Origin of the sequence: uncultured Nostoc sp. (assembly GCF_937863485.1) — a bacterium.
Classification (GTDB): domain Bacteria; phylum Cyanobacteriota; class Cyanobacteriia; order Cyanobacteriales; family Nostocaceae; genus Nostoc.
Map to the genome: position 1 here is coordinate 1 of NZ_CALMFY010000024.1, position 16,049 is coordinate 16,049.

The following is a 16,049-nucleotide window of genomic DNA, read 5'->3' on the forward strand; positions in this document are numbered from 1 at the left end:
ATCACCCACCCTCCCCAGTTCCTGGTGGGATATTGATCAGGGCAAAAATCTAGCTGTTACAAATATCTGGGCAATGACAAGCCCTTTTAGGGTGAAGGCATCAAGAGATTATTGCAACATATTTAATATATTAAAGCCAAGCAGAGAAATCTTTGGCAAATTGAGACAATGATAACAACTTAATTCGCGGATCATTTTGGGCAGCTTCCCTTTCTGCTTGGGTATTATAGCCCCAGTCTGCAAGAAACAGTTTCACATCTTCAAGGTCTATTTGCTGTTGGACTAACTGCAATGTCTTGAGTCTATCTTCTACGAACCACAGACTAACTAACTTGTCTGTTTCTGCCTGCTTTAGTTCTCGCATAATTTCGTATTTAGGACGCTTGACTTCTTTCCCAAAAATCGCTGGTGCTGGTAAATTTACTCCTTCTTGTTGCAACAACTGCTGTACAAAACGCCCTTCTTTAGTTGTCACAATGTATAGCTTAACTCCACTGTCAAGAGTTAATTTTAGTTTTTCTACTATACCCGGATAAAATCTATGCAGACTTAGCCAACCGTCTAAATCAGTGGTAATCCATTCATCCCGTTGGTTATCGAGTTTTGCACCAATTTCTCTTGCTTGTAGATTGTCATTTAACAAAAGTTTCGGGGCGATGATTACCCATTCATAAAGAATTTTCTCATCAGGAATTCCATCTACCAACGCTTTAATTAAAACGGGCATTTCCCAACCCGTTTCAATTACAGGCCGCAGACGATAGAATCTCAAAGCTAAATCATCTGGTGGTGTGTCGTTAACAGGCGACCAAATTTCACAGTAGGTGCGCCACGCTACCTCAAAATATTCAATTAGTCCGTCACAAATCACTCCATCAAAGTCCAGGGCTAAAACTGTGGGACTACTTGCGGTCATTGTTTTGAGGATGAAACTGCTGTTGTCAGCTTACCTGACAAATTTAAATCATGCAGTAATTTTTGTTAGTCTTTTATAATTTATGACTTGCTCAAAAAGTATGGTGGTATTGTCCAATCTGATTTGATACTAGTAGGTTAACGAGGATCTACACCAGATTTGTGATCAACTAAACGAACTTGGTTTTGCTTGACTCACTACAATGATCAGTGGTAAAGAACGTTTAGCAGGTCCATAAACGACTCAACCCTGAGAATCGTATTGAGATCCATGACAAGGACAAATAAAGTGATTCTTCTCAAGCTCCTACTCAACTGTACATCCTAAATGAGTACAAATTGGACTGATAGCGTACTCAGCAATATTTGACCCGTCTTGAATAATTAGATAATCAACGCTATGGTCTGGCAAGCCTTTTACGAGAATCGGAATTCCGGGCTTTGCGGTTGTCAATAGTGCATTTGCATTAGCCTCAATTTCCTTGCCGTCTTTGTCCAGTGCCACAGATCCTGGAAGATAATTTTGACAGCGTGAATTCTTTGGATACAGGGAGCAAAGGGTTTCTAGGTTTATCTCACGACCTTGGCTGACTTGGGGAAATAAATATCCCATCGCTACTGATGCGACTGTACTACCTAGATGTAAGTTAAAAAATCCCGGCGCGTTTTTATCTTGGCTGGAATTTTGCCATTAGTAGAAGGATTTTCTTCCATGACCCGATTTTCCAAGAAAGGTCTATTAATATACTACGGCACGATCGCGTTAGAATTATTCTTTGGTTTGAAGTTATTTAGTAGTAAAAATACCGACTCTAGGACTAAATACAGCAATCATATTTGATTTGTGAGAATTGCGAACAACCAAGTGCTCAAACAGTCCAGACATTAGTTGAGTCAATTAAAAAGATAGGAGGTGTTCTCACAATTTTTGCTGAAACTACAATTAACTCAGCTTTAATTAAAACTTTTACTCAAGAAGCAAGGGGTGAAATTAGTACCAAATTAACTTTACTCTAATTTAATTGGTGCAAAGGTAAGTGAAAAAGATTCCTACATCAAAATAGTAGAGGTGAATACCCGCAGCATTATAAAAGCATTGAGGAAAAATATCTGCCATTTCAACCAAAGAAGTAAATTCATCTGAGCGAATATCTAACCTAAGAGGTGTTTCGCTCAAATATATTCTCAAAATCTCTCTAGAGAAAGAATTCTTTATACCTTCGATTTTTTAGAATGTTATTCAGATGTGTCATTTTTGAATATCTGAAAAAGCCATGAGTGAAAATAATCAAGAAAATCAAATTAATCAACCAGTGAGCGAAGATTCGCATTCTCGCGAAAAACCGGATGTGAACGAAAGAAACTTAACTGCAAATCCGGGAGATAGAATTGCTGATGAGTCTCAATCAGTTGAGGAAAAAGCTCAACAGGTAGCTGTTGATAATGTACCAGACATTACAGGCGATAATATCACAGTCCCAACTTACTTCGTTGTGGATGAACCCGACGGTGAAAAGAAGGCACTCCACCACGTTAAAGATGCTGAAGAGATTTCCGACATGATTCGGGAAGCACGAGTTGATGAAAATGGAAATCGAATTTGGTGGTAGTCTTTTATTGAAGAGATACGGAGGTACGGAGAGTTCTTTCTTTGCATTCCCGTATCTGTCTTCTTTGGTCAAGTAGACCCGTCGGAAAATTAAATTCGCGTAAATATTAAGATATAAAATTTTCTCTTTGTAAATCCTAATATTTCCCTTATGTAGCTTTTGCGGGTTGTACAGCCTAATAAATTCTGTTGAGGCTCAAAATTTTAAAATATTATTTTTTGTCTCTAAACTATCATCAACTATGCAAATCCTTGTTGCTACGTTCACAGAAGAGATATAGTCGAACTTAATAACCTTTGTAAAGATTGGGCTATGAATTTTTGGAAAAGTCTAGATATAAATAATAACTTTCGGTTGGTTAAGAGTCAACGAGAAGCAACACAGCGGCCAAGTTATACAATAGCTGTTCGTAGACGTTGAACTAACAAAATTTTATAATACTATGCCGAAAAGGCGACGTGTGCAGCAGCTTTTTCAGCTACCGGATTTTTGCGCGTTGGCAAGAAGAAGCAGAGAAGTTAATTTATGCCTGTCAAACCCTAAAAGAATGGGCGAAGCTAAATTACGTCATGAAATACGAATTTGCCTATTACCATTATCCCAGTGAAATGGAAGATGCACTCTATGTAATATTAGAAAACCACCTATGTCTGTTAAAAACAACAGCATAATAAGTGGTTTTACAGGGTTTTTAACAGCAAAAATTAGTTAGCAGCAGAAGTCGCTAACTCCGCGAGACGTTCCTGTTGGTCTTGAGATATGCAAGATTGAATAAGCGTCTCTAAATCACCTTCCAGAACAGGGTTAAGGGAATAATTCTGACCTAACCGATGATCAGTAGCGCGGTTATCTTTATAATTGTATGTGCGAATTTTTTCTGATCGCGATCCTGTACCAACCTGCGATCGCCGCATAGAAGTTACAGCTTGCTGTTGTTCGCTTAACTTGATATCATACAACTTTGCCCGCAGAATTTGCATCGCCCGTTCTTTGTTTTGCAACTGGCTGCGTTCTTCTGTACAGAAAATGCGTATTCCTGTCGGTTTGTGCATTAAGTCAACGGCTGTTTCCACCTTGTTGACGTTTTGTCCACCAGCACCGCCAGAACGAGCTGTAGTCATTTCAATATCTTTCGGGTCAATGTGGATTTCCACATCATCCACCTCTGGCATAATCGCCACGGTGGCTGTAGAGGTGTGAACCCGTCCCCCAGCTTCAGTTGTTGGTACACGCTGCACACGATGCACTCCAGCTTCAAACTTTAACTGGCTGTAAACGTCATTACCTTTAATTTCGAGAATCACCTCTTTCCAGCCACCCATTTCTCCTAGAGATTCGCTCACTAGAGAAACTTTCCAACCTTGAGTCTGGGCATAGCGGGTGTACATCCGCATCAAATCGCCAGCCCAAATACTTGCTTCATCGCCACCAGTACCAGCGCGAATTTCCAACATGATATTCTTTTCATCATTGGGGTCGCGTGGTAGCAGTAAAACTTTCAAGCGAGTCTCTAAATATTCTATTTTTTCTTCAAGTTCCTTTACTTCCAGTCCTGCCATTTCTTGCAACTCTGGGTCACTAGCAGATTCTTTGTAAACCTGACGCGCTCCACTCAAGTCTTCTTGGGCTGTTTTCCAAATTTCATAGGTATCAACTACCTCTTCCAAAGAAGAACGAGACTTAGCAATTTCTTGATACTCATCAGGATTACTAGCGGTATCAGGGTCGCCAAGACGACGTGTTAACTCATTAAAGGTTTGTTCAACAGATTTTAGTTTATCCAGTAAGTATGATTCAGCCATGACGAGTGCGATCGCTCCTTAAAAAATAACAAATTGGCTCGAGCATATAAATGACAATCGACCCAGCTGATGCAGGGCCGTCGTTAACAGCAGAGCCAACCCGCTACTTTTTCTTTTGTTCGTCGCCAGATGTTTGAGTGCTGCTCATGCCGTACTTGCGGAGGAAGCGTTCTACTCTACCCTCAGTGTCAATAATCTTCTGAGTGCCGGTGTAAAATGGGTGATTTCCAGACCAAACATCTACGTGCAATTCTGGCTTGGTAGAGCCAATGGTCATAACAACTTGACCATTGCAGTAAACTTTAGCATCTGGATACCACTTGGGGTGAATATCAGATTTAGCCATTGTTCTTTTTGTGATGAATCTATATCAATTATAACTTTCAGGTTTCAATTGGAGCTAGGGATTGGGGACTGACAAAGATATAAACAACGGACTTTTGCCAATGCCCAATTCTCCATGCCCAATGCCCTAACGCTTAGAGTACTGAGGTGCTTTCCGGGCTTTATGTAAACCATATTTTTTCCGCTCTTTTGCCCTCGGATCACGAGTCAGGTAACCTTCGGTTTTCAAAGGTGGGCGGTTGTCTGGGTCTAGTTGGCACAAAGCACGAGCAACTCCCAAGCGAACAGAATCAGCCTGTCCGGTCAAGCCGCCGCCTTCTGCTTTCACCAAAATGTCATATTCGTTTTCTAGTCCCAGAGTTTCCAGGGGTGCTTTGATGACTCCCAGGTAGTTGGCATTGAATTGAAAATACAAGTTTCCATCTTTACCGTTCACAGTCAGTTGACCAGTGCCTGGAACCAAGCGGACTCTTGCTACTGCGTTCTTACGACGACCAGTACCCCAGTATACGGCGCGACCGCTATTGGCGTCTGCTACTACCATTAATTTTCTTCTCCAGGAATTGTACTAATTTGTAGTTCTTTAGGTTTTTGAGCATCATGGGGATGCGTAGGCCCAGCGTACACTTTTAGCTTAGTGAACAACTGTTTACCCAGGCTATTTTTAGGTAGCATACCTTTAACAGCCTGTTCTAAAATCCGCTCTGGTATGCGCTGTTGCAGTTTAGCGAAAGTTTCCGTTTTCATCCCACCAGGACGACCAGAATGGCGACGGTAAAGTTTTTGAGTGCGCTTTTTGCCTGTGACTGCTACTTTCTCGGCATTAATGACGATTACGAAGTCACCTGTATCTAGGTGGGGTGTGTATTCGGGTTTCTTTTTGCCTCTTAAAACCTGGGCGATTTCACTGGCGAGGCGACCGAGGCGTTTATCGGTGGCATCTACTATGTACCACTCACGCTCAAGTGACGCTTGAGAAGGAAGGTATGTTTTACTAGTTGTCATTTGTCATTTGTCCTTTGTCATTTTTGAGCCAGTGCGGTCTTCTCCCAAAGGGAGAGGCTAGCACCAAGGGGGTTTCCCCCATGAGCAACTGGCCTTAGCGAACGCAAGAGCGTCTCCAAGAGTTGCGATAGCGACGTAGGAGCGTCACCCGGAGGGTAATTTGTCATTAGTCATTTGTCGTTACTAAGAACCAATGACTAATGACTCTTGACTAGTAACGAACTTTGGCAAGGTGTCGTACCAAATCTCTTTTGGAAAGGGAAAATCTGGATAGCCGACTCGCAACAAGCACAAGCCTTGGGGCGGTGCGGCGTATTTTACTTCTTCCCGACGTTCTTCTTTCCAGAGTTCGGTGAAGCTAGGAAGTGTCCGTTGTCCAGAACCTACTTGTACCAGCATCCCTACCAACAGCCGTACCATGCCATACAAAAATCCATCTGCCTGTATTTCAATATGGATAAATGGCCCACTGCGACGACACTCTGCGGCTTGCACCTCTACCCAGGAATGCGGTCGCTTTGAGCCTGCACGGTGAAAAGCAGCTAAGTGATGCTTTCCCAACAGAGGTTTTAGGGCAGCTTGAATTAAGGATTCATCCAGGGGTGCATAATAATAATGCCAACTGAAGGGTCTTACAAACAAGTTAAGGCGATCTTCAGTGTATATTGTGTAGCGATACCGCCGATAGGCTGCACTAAAGCGAGCGTGCCAACGATTATCTACACTAGCTGAAGCCCTGATTAATATATCTGGCGGCAGATAGCTATTTAGGATTGTTGCCCACTTGTGAGGCGGAATTAAACCTGTAGCTTCAAAATGGGCTACTTGAGCAGCAGCGTGAACTCCTGAATCGGTTCGTCCAGCCCCATGTAATGTTACATGATGCCCAAGAATAGTAGCGATCGCTCTTTCTATCTCTTCTTGAACTGTCCGCTGTTTTTTTTGCCGTTGCCAGCCATGAAAATGAGTGCCCAGGTATTGGATTACCAAGGCTACTCGATGAGTTTGTGTAGGCTGGTGGCTTTCTAACATACAGATTTTGTCATTTGTCTTTTGTCGTTACTAATGACTAATGACTTAAACCAATTCAATTATTGCCATTTTTGCATTATCACCCCGACGCGGTACGGTATGCAGGATGCGGGTATAACCGCCCTGACGAGCACCATATCGAGTAGGAGCTTGCTCAAATAGAGCGTGAACCAGTTGTTTGTCGAAGATATAGCCAAGAGCTTCGCGGCGTGCTGCTAGGGAGCCATTTTTAGCTAGAGTAATCATTTTTTCCACTTCACTTCGCAGAACTTTCGCTCTAATTAAAGTGGTGGTGATCTTACCATGACGGATCAGCTCGGTGGCGAGCGATCGCAGTAAAGCACGGCGCTGATCGGCTGGTTTACTGAGTTTTTTGACGCGACAACGGTGACGCATAATTATGCACTATGAATTATGAACGGTTTTTCTTAAGGGTGTTTAGAGCCTCTTTCCATTGGCAGGGTGATGCCCAAGCGTCGCTGCAAAGCTTCCACGACCTCTTCTGCTGACTTCTGACCAAAGTTTTTAATTTCTAAGAGGTCTTCTTGGGTATAATCCAACAAATCTGCCACAGAGTTAACTTGTGCCCGTTTGAGACAGTTATATGCCCGCACAGAGAGTTGCAACTCTTCGATCGGTATCTGGGCAGTTGGATCGTCTGGAATATGTGAACCTGTGTCTGTTGGTTCCAGGGAGATGTCTTTCAACGGGTTGAATAAATCTACCAAGATCCCAGCGGCCGAGGATAGTGCTTCTTGGGGGGAAATACTGCCATTTGTCCAAACTTCCAACAGTAGTCGGTCTTTTGGGATCAAGCCTTCCCCACGAGATTCTTCAACACTATAGTTGACTTTTCGCACTGGCATAAATATTGAGTCGATTTGGAGAAAATCCAACGATGTGGCTTCCTCACGTCCTCGCTCTACTGTGCGATAGCCTTTGCCTTTTTCGATCCGAAATTCCATTTCCAGTTTTCCTCCCTCAGCTAGGGTGGCTACATACTGGGTCGGATCGATGACTTCTACTTCACTAGGTAAATCAAAATGCGCCGCAGTGATAGTTGCTGGACCGTTAACAAGTAGTCTACCAATTTGGGGTTGCGAGGAATAGTTTTTTAGGATTACTTCCTTCATTTTCATGAGGATTTCCAGTACATCTTCCCGCACACCTGAAACTGTAGCAAACTCGTGTGAAACGCCTGCAATCCGCACTGCTGTAACTGCTGTACCTTCTAGGTTGGACAGTAAAACCCGCCGCAGTGCGTTGCCAACCGTTGTTCCTTGACCACGATCTAGAGGTTCCAGAACAAATTTACTGTAATGGTTCCGACTTTCATCAGTATTCGACTCTACACATTCAATCTGAAACTGCGCCACAGATGAGCCTCCCTTTTTCTAAGGTGCTGCTAGCAGACAAATCAATTGCCTCCCGAATTGACTACCAATTTTCGATTTTGGATATTGGATTTTGGATTGTGCTTCTTTGGTTCATGCTCCGCCTCTTGTAGGCACAACAAATCTTAAATCATCAACTTAAAATCCACGAGGCCCTGTACCCTTGTAGTTGGGTTCAATCTCAAATCGCAAATCTAAAATCCAAAATTGATTGATAATATTTTGGATAGCCCGAAGTTTAACAGCTTTCCCGGCGGGAAAATCTGACGCGCTTCTGGTTGCCCAAGCTTTCACCCAATGACAGTTTGCACGTTAGACGCCCAAGCTGTCATTGCAAGTAACTTTACTTGGTTTGGCTGTAAGTTCTCGTCTTCAATGCCCAAGTCTTGGTGTTTAAACTCGACGGCGCTTGGGTGGACGGCAACCATTGTGAGGAATAGGGGTAATATCCCGAATGAGTGTAATTTCCAGTCCTGCTCCTTGAAGTGCCCGGATAGCAGTTTCTCTACCTGCTCCTGGCCCACTGACCATTACCTCAATCTGGCGCATTCCTTGATCAATGGCTCTACGGGCTGCACTTTCAGCAGCGGTTTGCGCTGCAAAGGGAGTTCCCTTTTTTGCTCCCTTAAAACCGCTAGAACCAGCACTAGCCCAGGAAATGACATCTCCATTTTGATCGGTAATGGTGACAATGCTATTGTTGAAAGTAGACTGGATGTAGGCCATCCCATTAGGTACGTTCCGCTTCTGCTTTTTGCTCCCGGATTTTTTAGTTGGTTGTCTCGCCATACTTGTTTAGTTGATTTAAGGTAAACTTGCTCTGATTAGCAAGCGTTGCAAATTTATTTCCCTGGAGCCTTCTTCTTACCAGCCACTGTCTGCCTTCTCCCTCGGCGGGTTCTGGCATTTGTGCGAGTTCTTTGTCCTCTGACTGGTAAGCCCATGCGATGACGACGCCCTCTGTAAGTACCAATGTCAACTAAGCGCTTGATGTTCAAAGACTCCAAGCGCCGCAAGTCGCCTTCAACTTGATAGTTGCTTTCTATTTCCCCTCGCAGGGCTGTTACATCGGCATCACTTAAGTCCTTAACGCGGGTGTCTGGGTTCACACCAGTAGCCGCTATAATTTCTTGAGAGCGTGATAACCCAATTCCGTAGATGTAAGTCAGACCGATCTCGACGCGCTTATCGCGTGGAAGGTCTACTCCGGCAATACGTGCCACAATGAACTCTCCCTATTGTTCTCGCAATTACTGTTGGTTAGAAAAACGTGATTAATCGCGTCTTTTCGTTTTAATGATCATATGCGTGTTACAACTCACTCTATTGGTAAGAGGACTATCCTTGACGTTGCTTGTGCTTGGGGTTCACGCAAATCACCATGACGCGACCACGACGTTTGATCACGTTACACTTTTCACAAATTTTCTTGACTGAGGCTCTAACTTTCATGCCTTTTATTCTTTGACTCCAAATATTAAATTATAGCATTTCTAGGGAAATTAATCCATTTAATAGACTAGTAAACAGTCCAAAAAATGGTTTTATGGTAAAATTTCTACATATACTTACTTCTTTCGTAGTCGATAGGTAATTCTGCCTTTGGTCAAATCGTAAGGAGTTAACTCTACCTTGACGCGATCGCCGGGCAAAATCTTGATATAATTGCGGCGAATCTTGCCGGAAATGTGAGCCAGCACGTTAAATCCATTGTCCAAGTCAACGCGAAACATCGCATTGGGCAAGGACTCTGTTACCGTGCCTTCCATTTCAATTAAATCTTGCTTAGACAATTTGTTTTTTCCTCAACTCAACAATCTCGTGTTCAGTTGCAGCACTTCATCTGCAAGAGAACACACTTTAAGAAATATATCAACAGTTTCTTAATATATCTTAGCTAAAATGGATCTACTTCTTAGTAGGGGGAGTGGGGAGTAGTGAGTGGTGAATCCTCTACTCCTTTTCCTCAAGTTAGGAAGTTATTACTTGTTGCAGTTCACCAGTGACATCTTCTTGGGACTGATTGCCATTTATTGTTAAAAGTTTTTGGCGATCGCGGTAATAATCAATTAAGGGTGCAGTTTCAGTGCGGTACACTTCTAACCGACGACGAATCACCTCTTCGGTATCATCTTTTCGTCCTCTAGCTAGCAAACGTGCAATTACAACTTCATCTGGTGCATCTAGATTGACTACCCTTTCGCCACTCTGATGTATTGTTTCCAGCAATTCTTCTAGAAAAGCCGCTTGCGTCACTTTGCGGGGAAAACCATCAAGAATCCAACCATTTTTTGCATCTGGTTGGCCGAGGCGCTCCTGCACCAAGTCCTGCACTAGCTGGTCAGGGACTAACTCGCCGCTATTTACATAGTTTTGAGCCTTGATGCCCAAATGAGTCTGCTCTTTCATGGCTTGTCTTAATATTTCACCCGTAGAAACATGGGGAATATTCAAGTGTTCAGCCAAAGTTTGAGCTTGTGTTCCTTTACCAGCTCCAGGCGGTCCCAAGAAGATTAGTCGCGTCACTATTGTTTCACCATTCCTTCATAGCGCTGAGAAATCACGTAAGTTTGGATTTGCCTTGCCGTATCAATTGCTACACCAACTAAAATTAATAAAGAGGTAGCACCCAATCCTTTAAATGTGGGTACTCCTAAAGCTCTTTCCACACCTGTAGGGATAATAGCAACGAGTCCCAAAAAGATCGCCCCCAAAAAAGTGAGTCGGTTTGACACGCGCTCGATATACTCACTAGTTGCTTTGCCCGGACGAATGCCAGGAATACTAGAACCCATTTTTTTCAAGTTCTGCGCCACATCTACTGGGTTGAGAATCAACGAAGAATAGAAGTAGCTGAAGAAAATGATAGAAATCATGTAGACCAAGGCATAGACCCAAGAGCCAGAACCGCTTGGACTTAGATAAGTGTTAATTATATTTGCTAATTCAGCATTCTTGGCGAAATTAGCAATCAGCAGTGGCAAACTGAGGATGGCCGCGGCAAAAATAATTGGCATCACGCCGCCTTGATTTAGCCGCAAGGGTAAAAAGCTACGTTGCTCTGCCAAAACTCGACGACCTACTTGGCGACGAGCGGAAATAATTGGGATGCGGCGCATTCCTTCCTGCACAACCACAATACCAACAATGGTTGCTAGGAAAACTAAGATCAGTACTATCACGCGACCCACTGTTTCCCGACCGCCGACTTGCACCAAATCGATAGTATCGCCTAAAGCTTTTGGTAATGACGCGACAATGTTGACAAAAATTAACAATGATGCCCCATTTCCAATCCCACGTTCTGTAATTAGTTCTGATGTCCACATTACGAACATGGAACCAGCCGTGAGAGCGATCGCAGTTTCAGCTACAAAGATTGGCCCTGGAATTAAGGCAAATTGCTGGAGGAATAATGCTGAAAAAGCTGTACTTTGGATAATTGCCCAACCTACAGTGACATAGCGGGTAATTTGCGATATTTTCCGCCGACCTGCTTCGCCTTCATTTTTCTGTAAATTTTCTAAAGATGGAATTGCAGCGGTGAGCAATTGGATGATAATGGACGCATTAATGAAAGGTAAAATCCCTAAAGCAAAAACTCCCAAAGTGGAAAGTCCGCGCCCAGAAAATATATCCAATAAACCGAATATGGAATTATTGCCCGATATGGCGTCGTGAAACCGCCCTCTATCAATCCCTGGTACTGGCAAAAAGATACCCAGGCGAACCAAAATTAAAATACCGACGGTGACAAGCAGCCTACCTCTGAGGCCAGCTGCTTGTGCCATCTGCATAAAAGTTTCTTGAGCCGTTGGGGCTTTATCTCGACTGATCATAGAGTGCTACCTTTATAGTGAACCAGGCGCTGACAGCGAGTTGGCTTGCATTTAAGTGCGCTGTTCCGGCTCACTCATAAGACTTCACAACTCCCACCAGCTGCCTCAATTTTGCTACGAGCTGTACCTGTGAAAGCTGCCGCTTGTACCTTGAGCGGAGTGCTCAATTCCCCGTTACCTAAAATTTTCAATGGTCCCTTGACAGCAGTAAGGATACCTGCTGCTTTCAAGGAGGTCAAAGTTACTTCCGTATTAGCGGGAAGGGAGGCTAGCTTCTCTACATTAATCGTAGTGTAAATTTTCCGATTCACAATCGGAAAGCCCTTCAGTTTCGGTAAGCGGCGGTACAATGGCTGTTGACCACCTTCAAAACCTGGTCGAGTACCACTCCCAGAGCGAGATTTTTGACCTCGCATACCTAGACCAGCACTGGCACCTTGACCAGCAGAAATACCTCTGGCTACACGCCGCTTGCGTTTCTTTGAGCCTTTTTGCGGCTTAACATCGTTGAGTCTCATGATGTAATTAGTACTTGTTTACACAAAAGCTCTGTAAGTGCGACTCTACTAAATGTAGAGACTTTCAATAGGAATACCGCGATCTTCGGCGACTTCAGAAAGAGTCCGCAGTGTAGATAAGGCGTTGACTGCGGCTCTAGCATTATTAAGCGGATTATTGGAGCCAAGTTGCTTGGCTAAGACGTTACGAACTCCTGCCAATTCCAACACAGTTCGCACAGCACCACCAGCAATTACCCCAGTACCAGGTGAGGCTGGACGCATAATCACCTTTGCACCGCCACCAACACCATCAATGGGATGGGGTATGGAGTTGGATTTGGTGATTGGGATGTCAATGAGGTGTTTTTTACCGTCGGCTACGCCTTTTTTAACGGCACCAATGACATCTGAGGCTTTGCCTACTCCTACACCAACTTGACCGCGTTCGTTACCGACGACAACGATCGCTCGGAAGCTGAGTTTTTTACCACCTTTGACCACCTTACTCACGCGTCGGATTTGGATTACCCGTTCTTGCCAGGTGGTTTCTTCTTTTTTGGCACGCTTTGTTCTACTTTTACGCTCTGTTGCCATAATTTAGTGCTTTGGTGAATATCATTTGTGAGCCACTCGCTCAGAGGGGTTTCTCCTATGAGTAACTGGCGTTAACGTTCGCGCAGCGTCTCCAAGAGTTGCGATAGCGACGTAGGAGCGTCACCCGAAGGGTCAGTTGTCATTTGTCCTTTGTCTAATGACTAATGACCAATGATTAATGACTTTAGAAATCTAAACCAGCCTCGCGTGCTGCATCAGCTAGTGCTTTGACACGACCATGATATAAGTTACCACCGCGATCAAAGACTACTTTGGTGATGCCTTTTTCTAGCGATCGCACTGCGATCAACTTACCAACCTGCACCGATGCGTCACGGTTTGCACATGACGCTAAACTAGATTTCAACTCTGGTTCTACAGTCGATGCTGCCACTATGGTTTGATGCTGAGTATCATCAATTACCTGGGCGTAAATATGCTCATTTGAACGAAATACCGCTAAACGCGGACGTTCTGGGGAGCCAATAACTTTACCACGAACACGTCGATGACGACGGTTTTTTGATTCTCTACGAGTAAGTTTCATTTCTACTTCTTACCACCCTTACCAGTCTTACCAGCTTTGCGTCTGACCACTTCACCGGCATAGCGAATGCCTTTACCTTTGTAAGGTTCTGGTGGACGAACGGCACGAATTTTGGCGGCTGTGTTACCTACTATTTCTTTGTCATAGCCGCTGACAATGACATTAGTGGTACCTTCTACTGCAAACTGAATTCCATCTGGGGGAACAATTTGCACCTGATGGCTGTAACCCATATTTAAAACTAGGTTACGCCCTTGAACTTGTGCCCTGTAACCAACACCTTGAATTTCCAAACGGCGCTGAAAACCTTGGGAAACTCCCTCGACCATGTTGGCAACTAAAGTGCGGCTCAAGCCGTGCAGCTGCTTCGAGGTACGAGTTTCATCCCGACGATTTACCTGTAATATTTCTCCTTCTTGGGAGACTGAGACATTAGCTGTGAGAGTGCGAGAAAGTTCTCCTTTCGGGCCTTTCACCACAATATTCGTACCATCAATCGCCACTTGGACTTTGGCGGGAATAGTAATTGGACGTTTACCAATACGAGACATAACTTTTGTCCTTTATCCTGTTATGAGTTATGAGTTTTTATAACTAACTCCTCACTCCTCACTCCTAACTCCTCACTTCTGGTGACTACCAAACGTAACAAAGCACTTCGCCACCCAAGTTCTGACGCCGCGCTTCGCGGTCAGTCATAATGCCACTGGATGTAGAAATAATCGCAATGCCAATGCCACCTAGTACCCTTGGTAATTCTTTTCTATTGGAGTAAACACGCAAGCCAGGCTTACTCACTCGCTTTAAGGCGGTGATTAAAGGCTGACGATTCTTACCTTTGTATTTCAGGGAAATCACCAGATTGTGCTTTACCCCTTCTTCTGCTTCTTCGATTTCAGCAATAAAGCCTTCCTCCCGTAGCACTTTGGCAATACTCCGGGTCATTTTTGTAGCTGGCACTTGTGTAGTTTGATGCCGCGCCAGGTTGGCATTGCGGATGCGCGTCAGCATATCTGCAATTGTGTCGTTAGCCGCCATCGTTCCCTCTATAGATGAACTTATTGATCGCGAAAGGGCATTCCTAATTCTTTAAGTAAGGCGCGGCCCTCTTCGTCGTTTTTTGCTGTGGTGATGATGGAAATATCCATCCCACGCACTTGATCGATGCTGTCGTATTCGACTTCTGGAAAAATTAGCTGTTCTCTCACACCCAGAGTGTAGTTACCGCGTCCGTCAAAGCTTTTAGGGCTAACGCCGCGAAAATCTCGAATTCTGGGTAATGACAAGCTAACTAGTCGGTCAAAAAAGGCATACATCCGTTCGGCTCTGAGGGTAACCATGATCCCCACAGGCATCCCTTGACGAATCTTAAAGCCAGCGATCGCCTTTTTCGCCCGCGTCACCACTGGTTTTTGACCAGTGACCAGCGAAATTTCGTTTATGGATGCTTCCAGAGACTTCGCATTTTGAGCTGCTTCACCCAAACCTCGGTTAATAGTAACCTTTACCAACTTCGGTACTTGATGAACATTGGTATATTGAAACTGATTGATCAGTTTGGGGACGATTGTCTCTTGATATAAGCTTTTGAGTCTTGTTGTCGCCATAGTTTTTTGTCCTGATATCCCTGGGCTTGGTCAGGGAACATTTAATTTTGGATTTTAGATTTTGGATTTTGGATTAAATTTAAAATCTAAAATCTCAAGTTGGCTAATTCTTATTTATCAAGAAGCTCACCAGTTTTCTTGAGTTTTCTGACTTTTTTGCCTTCTGAGGTAAAGGTATAACAAACACGACTGGCAACGTTTTGCTTGGTAGAATAAAGCATCACGTTGGAGCTATGAATCGGGAATTCCTGGGTGAGAATCCGCCCTGATTCTCCTTCTTGCTGAGGTTTGACGTGCTTGGTTTTAATGTTGACACCTTTGACGATGACTTTACTCAGTTGTGGAAGTGCCTGGATAATTTCACCAACTTTTCCTTTGTCTTTGCCAGCAATCACTTGTACGGTGTCGCCAGTTTTGACGTGCATTTTGTGGAATACTTTGGGCGTACCCTGTTTGGTTGCCATTAAAGCACCTCCGGAGCCAGAGAAACAATTTTGGTAAAGTTTTTATCGCGCAGTTCCCGGGCAACTGGGCCAAAAACCCGTGTGCCTCTAGGGTTACCGTCTTTGTTGATGATCACAGCGGCATTATCATCAAAGCGAATACTCATGCCGCTATCACGACTTACGGCTTTACGAGTCCGGACAATTACTGCTTCCACGACATCAGACTTTTTTACAGCCATGTTGGGTGTAGCATCTTTGACAACGGCGATAATTTTATCACCGATAAAACCATAACGGCGGTTGCCTCCACCTAAGATGCGGATGCACATTAGTTTACGGGCACCGCTATTATCTGCGACATTCAGGTAAGTCTGGGGTTGAATCACGATTATTCTCCCTTGTAATGTTGTTAG

The 16,049-nt window shown here is 44.0% G+C and carries 25 protein-coding genes and 1 pseudogene; 3 read left to right on the plus strand and 23 right to left on the minus strand.

Translation table 11 applies throughout. From position 1 onward, the window contains the following. Positions 1-130 precede the first annotated feature (130 nt). Positions 131-916 carry an HAD family hydrolase gene (locus Q0541_RS03555; protein ID WP_298905493.1) on the minus strand — a complete coding sequence of 262 codons (786 nt, stop codon included), beginning with the start codon at positions 914-916 and terminating at the stop codon, positions 131-133. Between the two features lie 306 nt (positions 917-1,222). Continuing rightward, complete coding sequence (locus tag Q0541_RS03560; RefSeq protein WP_298905494.1) at positions 1,223-1,528, minus strand: hypothetical protein; 306 nt, start codon at positions 1,526-1,528, stop codon at positions 1,223-1,225. Between the two features lie 242 nt (positions 1,529-1,770). Here Q0541_RS03560 and Q0541_RS03565 point away from each other — a divergent pair. The 3 genes and pseudogenes from Q0541_RS03565 to Q0541_RS03575 all read left to right on the plus strand — a co-directional run. Continuing rightward, a pseudogene (locus Q0541_RS03565) lies at positions 1,771-2,049 on the plus strand (zinc ABC transporter substrate-binding protein); the annotation flags it as partial. A gap of 140 nt (positions 2,050-2,189) precedes the next feature. After that, positions 2,190-2,525, plus strand: a complete 336-nt coding sequence (locus Q0541_RS03570) for a hypothetical protein (protein ID WP_298905496.1) — start codon at positions 2,190-2,192, stop codon at positions 2,523-2,525. 458 nt (positions 2,526-2,983) lie between these two features. After that, complete coding sequence (locus Q0541_RS03575; RefSeq protein WP_366941803.1) at positions 2,984-3,196, plus strand: hypothetical protein; 213 nt, start codon at positions 2,984-2,986, stop codon at positions 3,194-3,196. 33 nt (positions 3,197-3,229) lie between these two features. Here Q0541_RS03575 and prfA read toward each other — a convergent pair whose 3' ends face one another. The 21 genes from prfA to rplN form a co-directional block, all read right to left on the minus strand. Further along, positions 3,230-4,327: a peptide chain release factor 1 gene (gene prfA, locus Q0541_RS03580; protein WP_298905498.1), complete on the minus strand. Its 1,098-nt coding sequence runs from the start codon at positions 4,325-4,327 to the stop codon at positions 3,230-3,232. Between the two features lie 103 nt (positions 4,328-4,430). Next, the gene (rpmE, locus tag Q0541_RS03585) at positions 4,431-4,673 is read right to left on the minus strand and encodes a 50S ribosomal protein L31 (protein ID WP_273765764.1); all 243 of its coding nucleotides are present in this window, start codon (positions 4,671-4,673) and stop codon (positions 4,431-4,433) included. A 126-nt stretch (positions 4,674-4,799) separates the two neighbouring features. Then, the gene (gene rpsI / locus Q0541_RS03590) at positions 4,800-5,216 is read right to left on the minus strand and encodes a 30S ribosomal protein S9 (protein ID WP_229460561.1); all 417 of its coding nucleotides are present in this window, start codon (positions 5,214-5,216) and stop codon (positions 4,800-4,802) included. Further along, positions 5,216-5,677: a 50S ribosomal protein L13 gene (rplM, locus tag Q0541_RS03595; RefSeq protein WP_229450944.1), complete on the minus strand. Its 462-nt coding sequence runs from the start codon at positions 5,675-5,677 to the stop codon at positions 5,216-5,218. Before rplM ends, rpsI begins: the two co-directional genes overlap by 1 nt. A gap of 183 nt (positions 5,678-5,860) precedes the next feature. Continuing rightward, on the minus strand, positions 5,861-6,709 hold the full coding sequence (truA, locus tag Q0541_RS03600) for a tRNA pseudouridine(38-40) synthase TruA (RefSeq protein ID WP_298905509.1): 849 nt from the start codon (positions 6,707-6,709) through the stop codon (positions 5,861-5,863). Positions 6,710-6,754: 45 nt separating this feature from the next. Then, positions 6,755-7,105 (minus strand): 50S ribosomal protein L17, encoded by a 351-nt coding sequence (gene rplQ / locus Q0541_RS03605; RefSeq protein ID WP_273765772.1) that lies wholly within the window; start codon positions 7,103-7,105, stop codon positions 6,755-6,757. A 32-nt stretch (positions 7,106-7,137) separates the two neighbouring features. Next, positions 7,138-8,085: a DNA-directed RNA polymerase subunit alpha gene (locus tag Q0541_RS03610; protein WP_273765775.1), complete on the minus strand. Its 948-nt coding sequence runs from the start codon at positions 8,083-8,085 to the stop codon at positions 7,138-7,140. Between the two features lie 411 nt (positions 8,086-8,496). Beyond that, positions 8,497-8,892, minus strand: coding sequence for a 30S ribosomal protein S11 (rpsK, locus tag Q0541_RS03615; protein ID WP_010998331.1), 396 nt, complete (start codon positions 8,890-8,892; stop codon positions 8,497-8,499). Between the two features lie 53 nt (positions 8,893-8,945). After that, positions 8,946-9,326: a 30S ribosomal protein S13 gene (rpsM, locus tag Q0541_RS03620; protein ID WP_069070762.1), complete on the minus strand. Its 381-nt coding sequence runs from the start codon at positions 9,324-9,326 to the stop codon at positions 8,946-8,948. Between the two features lie 115 nt (positions 9,327-9,441). Then, positions 9,442-9,555 (minus strand): 50S ribosomal protein L36, encoded by a 114-nt coding sequence (gene rpmJ / locus Q0541_RS03625; protein WP_015129703.1) that lies wholly within the window; start codon positions 9,553-9,555, stop codon positions 9,442-9,444. A 116-nt stretch (positions 9,556-9,671) separates the two neighbouring features. Further along, positions 9,672-9,896 (minus strand): translation initiation factor IF-1, encoded by a 225-nt coding sequence (gene infA / locus Q0541_RS03630; RefSeq protein ID WP_006276978.1) that lies wholly within the window; start codon positions 9,894-9,896, stop codon positions 9,672-9,674. Between the two features lie 178 nt (positions 9,897-10,074). Next, a complete protein-coding gene (locus Q0541_RS03635) occupies positions 10,075-10,629 on the minus strand; it encodes an adenylate kinase (protein WP_298905666.1) in 555 nt (184 codons plus the stop codon). Continuing rightward, positions 10,629-11,942 (minus strand): preprotein translocase subunit SecY, encoded by a 1,314-nt coding sequence (secY, locus tag Q0541_RS03640; RefSeq protein WP_298905667.1) that lies wholly within the window; start codon positions 11,940-11,942, stop codon positions 10,629-10,631. The genes Q0541_RS03635 and secY overlap by 1 nt, the downstream gene beginning before the upstream one ends. A gap of 74 nt (positions 11,943-12,016) precedes the next feature. Beyond that, the gene (gene rplO, locus Q0541_RS03645; protein ID WP_298905668.1) at positions 12,017-12,460 is read right to left on the minus strand and encodes a 50S ribosomal protein L15; all 444 of its coding nucleotides are present in this window, start codon (positions 12,458-12,460) and stop codon (positions 12,017-12,019) included. Positions 12,461-12,508: 48 nt separating this feature from the next. Next, positions 12,509-13,036: a 30S ribosomal protein S5 gene (gene rpsE / locus Q0541_RS03650; protein WP_273765822.1), complete on the minus strand. Its 528-nt coding sequence runs from the start codon at positions 13,034-13,036 to the stop codon at positions 12,509-12,511. 184 nt (positions 13,037-13,220) lie between these two features. Beyond that, a complete protein-coding gene (gene rplR, locus Q0541_RS03655) occupies positions 13,221-13,583 on the minus strand; it encodes a 50S ribosomal protein L18 (RefSeq protein WP_196518364.1) in 363 nt (120 codons plus the stop codon). Between the two features lie 2 nt (positions 13,584-13,585). Then, positions 13,586-14,134: a 50S ribosomal protein L6 gene (rplF, locus tag Q0541_RS03660; RefSeq protein ID WP_298905677.1), complete on the minus strand. Its 549-nt coding sequence runs from the start codon at positions 14,132-14,134 to the stop codon at positions 13,586-13,588. Positions 14,135-14,219: 85 nt separating this feature from the next. Continuing rightward, positions 14,220-14,621, minus strand: coding sequence for a 30S ribosomal protein S8 (gene rpsH / locus Q0541_RS03665; protein ID WP_012410712.1), 402 nt, complete (start codon positions 14,619-14,621; stop codon positions 14,220-14,222). A 20-nt stretch (positions 14,622-14,641) separates the two neighbouring features. Beyond that, the gene (rplE, locus tag Q0541_RS03670; RefSeq protein WP_298905683.1) at positions 14,642-15,190 is read right to left on the minus strand and encodes a 50S ribosomal protein L5; all 549 of its coding nucleotides are present in this window, start codon (positions 15,188-15,190) and stop codon (positions 14,642-14,644) included. Between the two features lie 110 nt (positions 15,191-15,300). Next, positions 15,301-15,654 carry a 50S ribosomal protein L24 gene (gene rplX / locus Q0541_RS03675; RefSeq protein WP_273765834.1) on the minus strand — a complete coding sequence of 118 codons (354 nt, stop codon included), beginning with the start codon at positions 15,652-15,654 and terminating at the stop codon, positions 15,301-15,303. Next, the gene (gene rplN, locus Q0541_RS03680) at positions 15,654-16,022 is read right to left on the minus strand and encodes a 50S ribosomal protein L14 (protein WP_069070772.1); all 369 of its coding nucleotides are present in this window, start codon (positions 16,020-16,022) and stop codon (positions 15,654-15,656) included. Before rplN ends, rplX begins: the two co-directional genes overlap by 1 nt. Between the last annotated feature and the right edge of the window lie 27 nt (positions 16,023-16,049).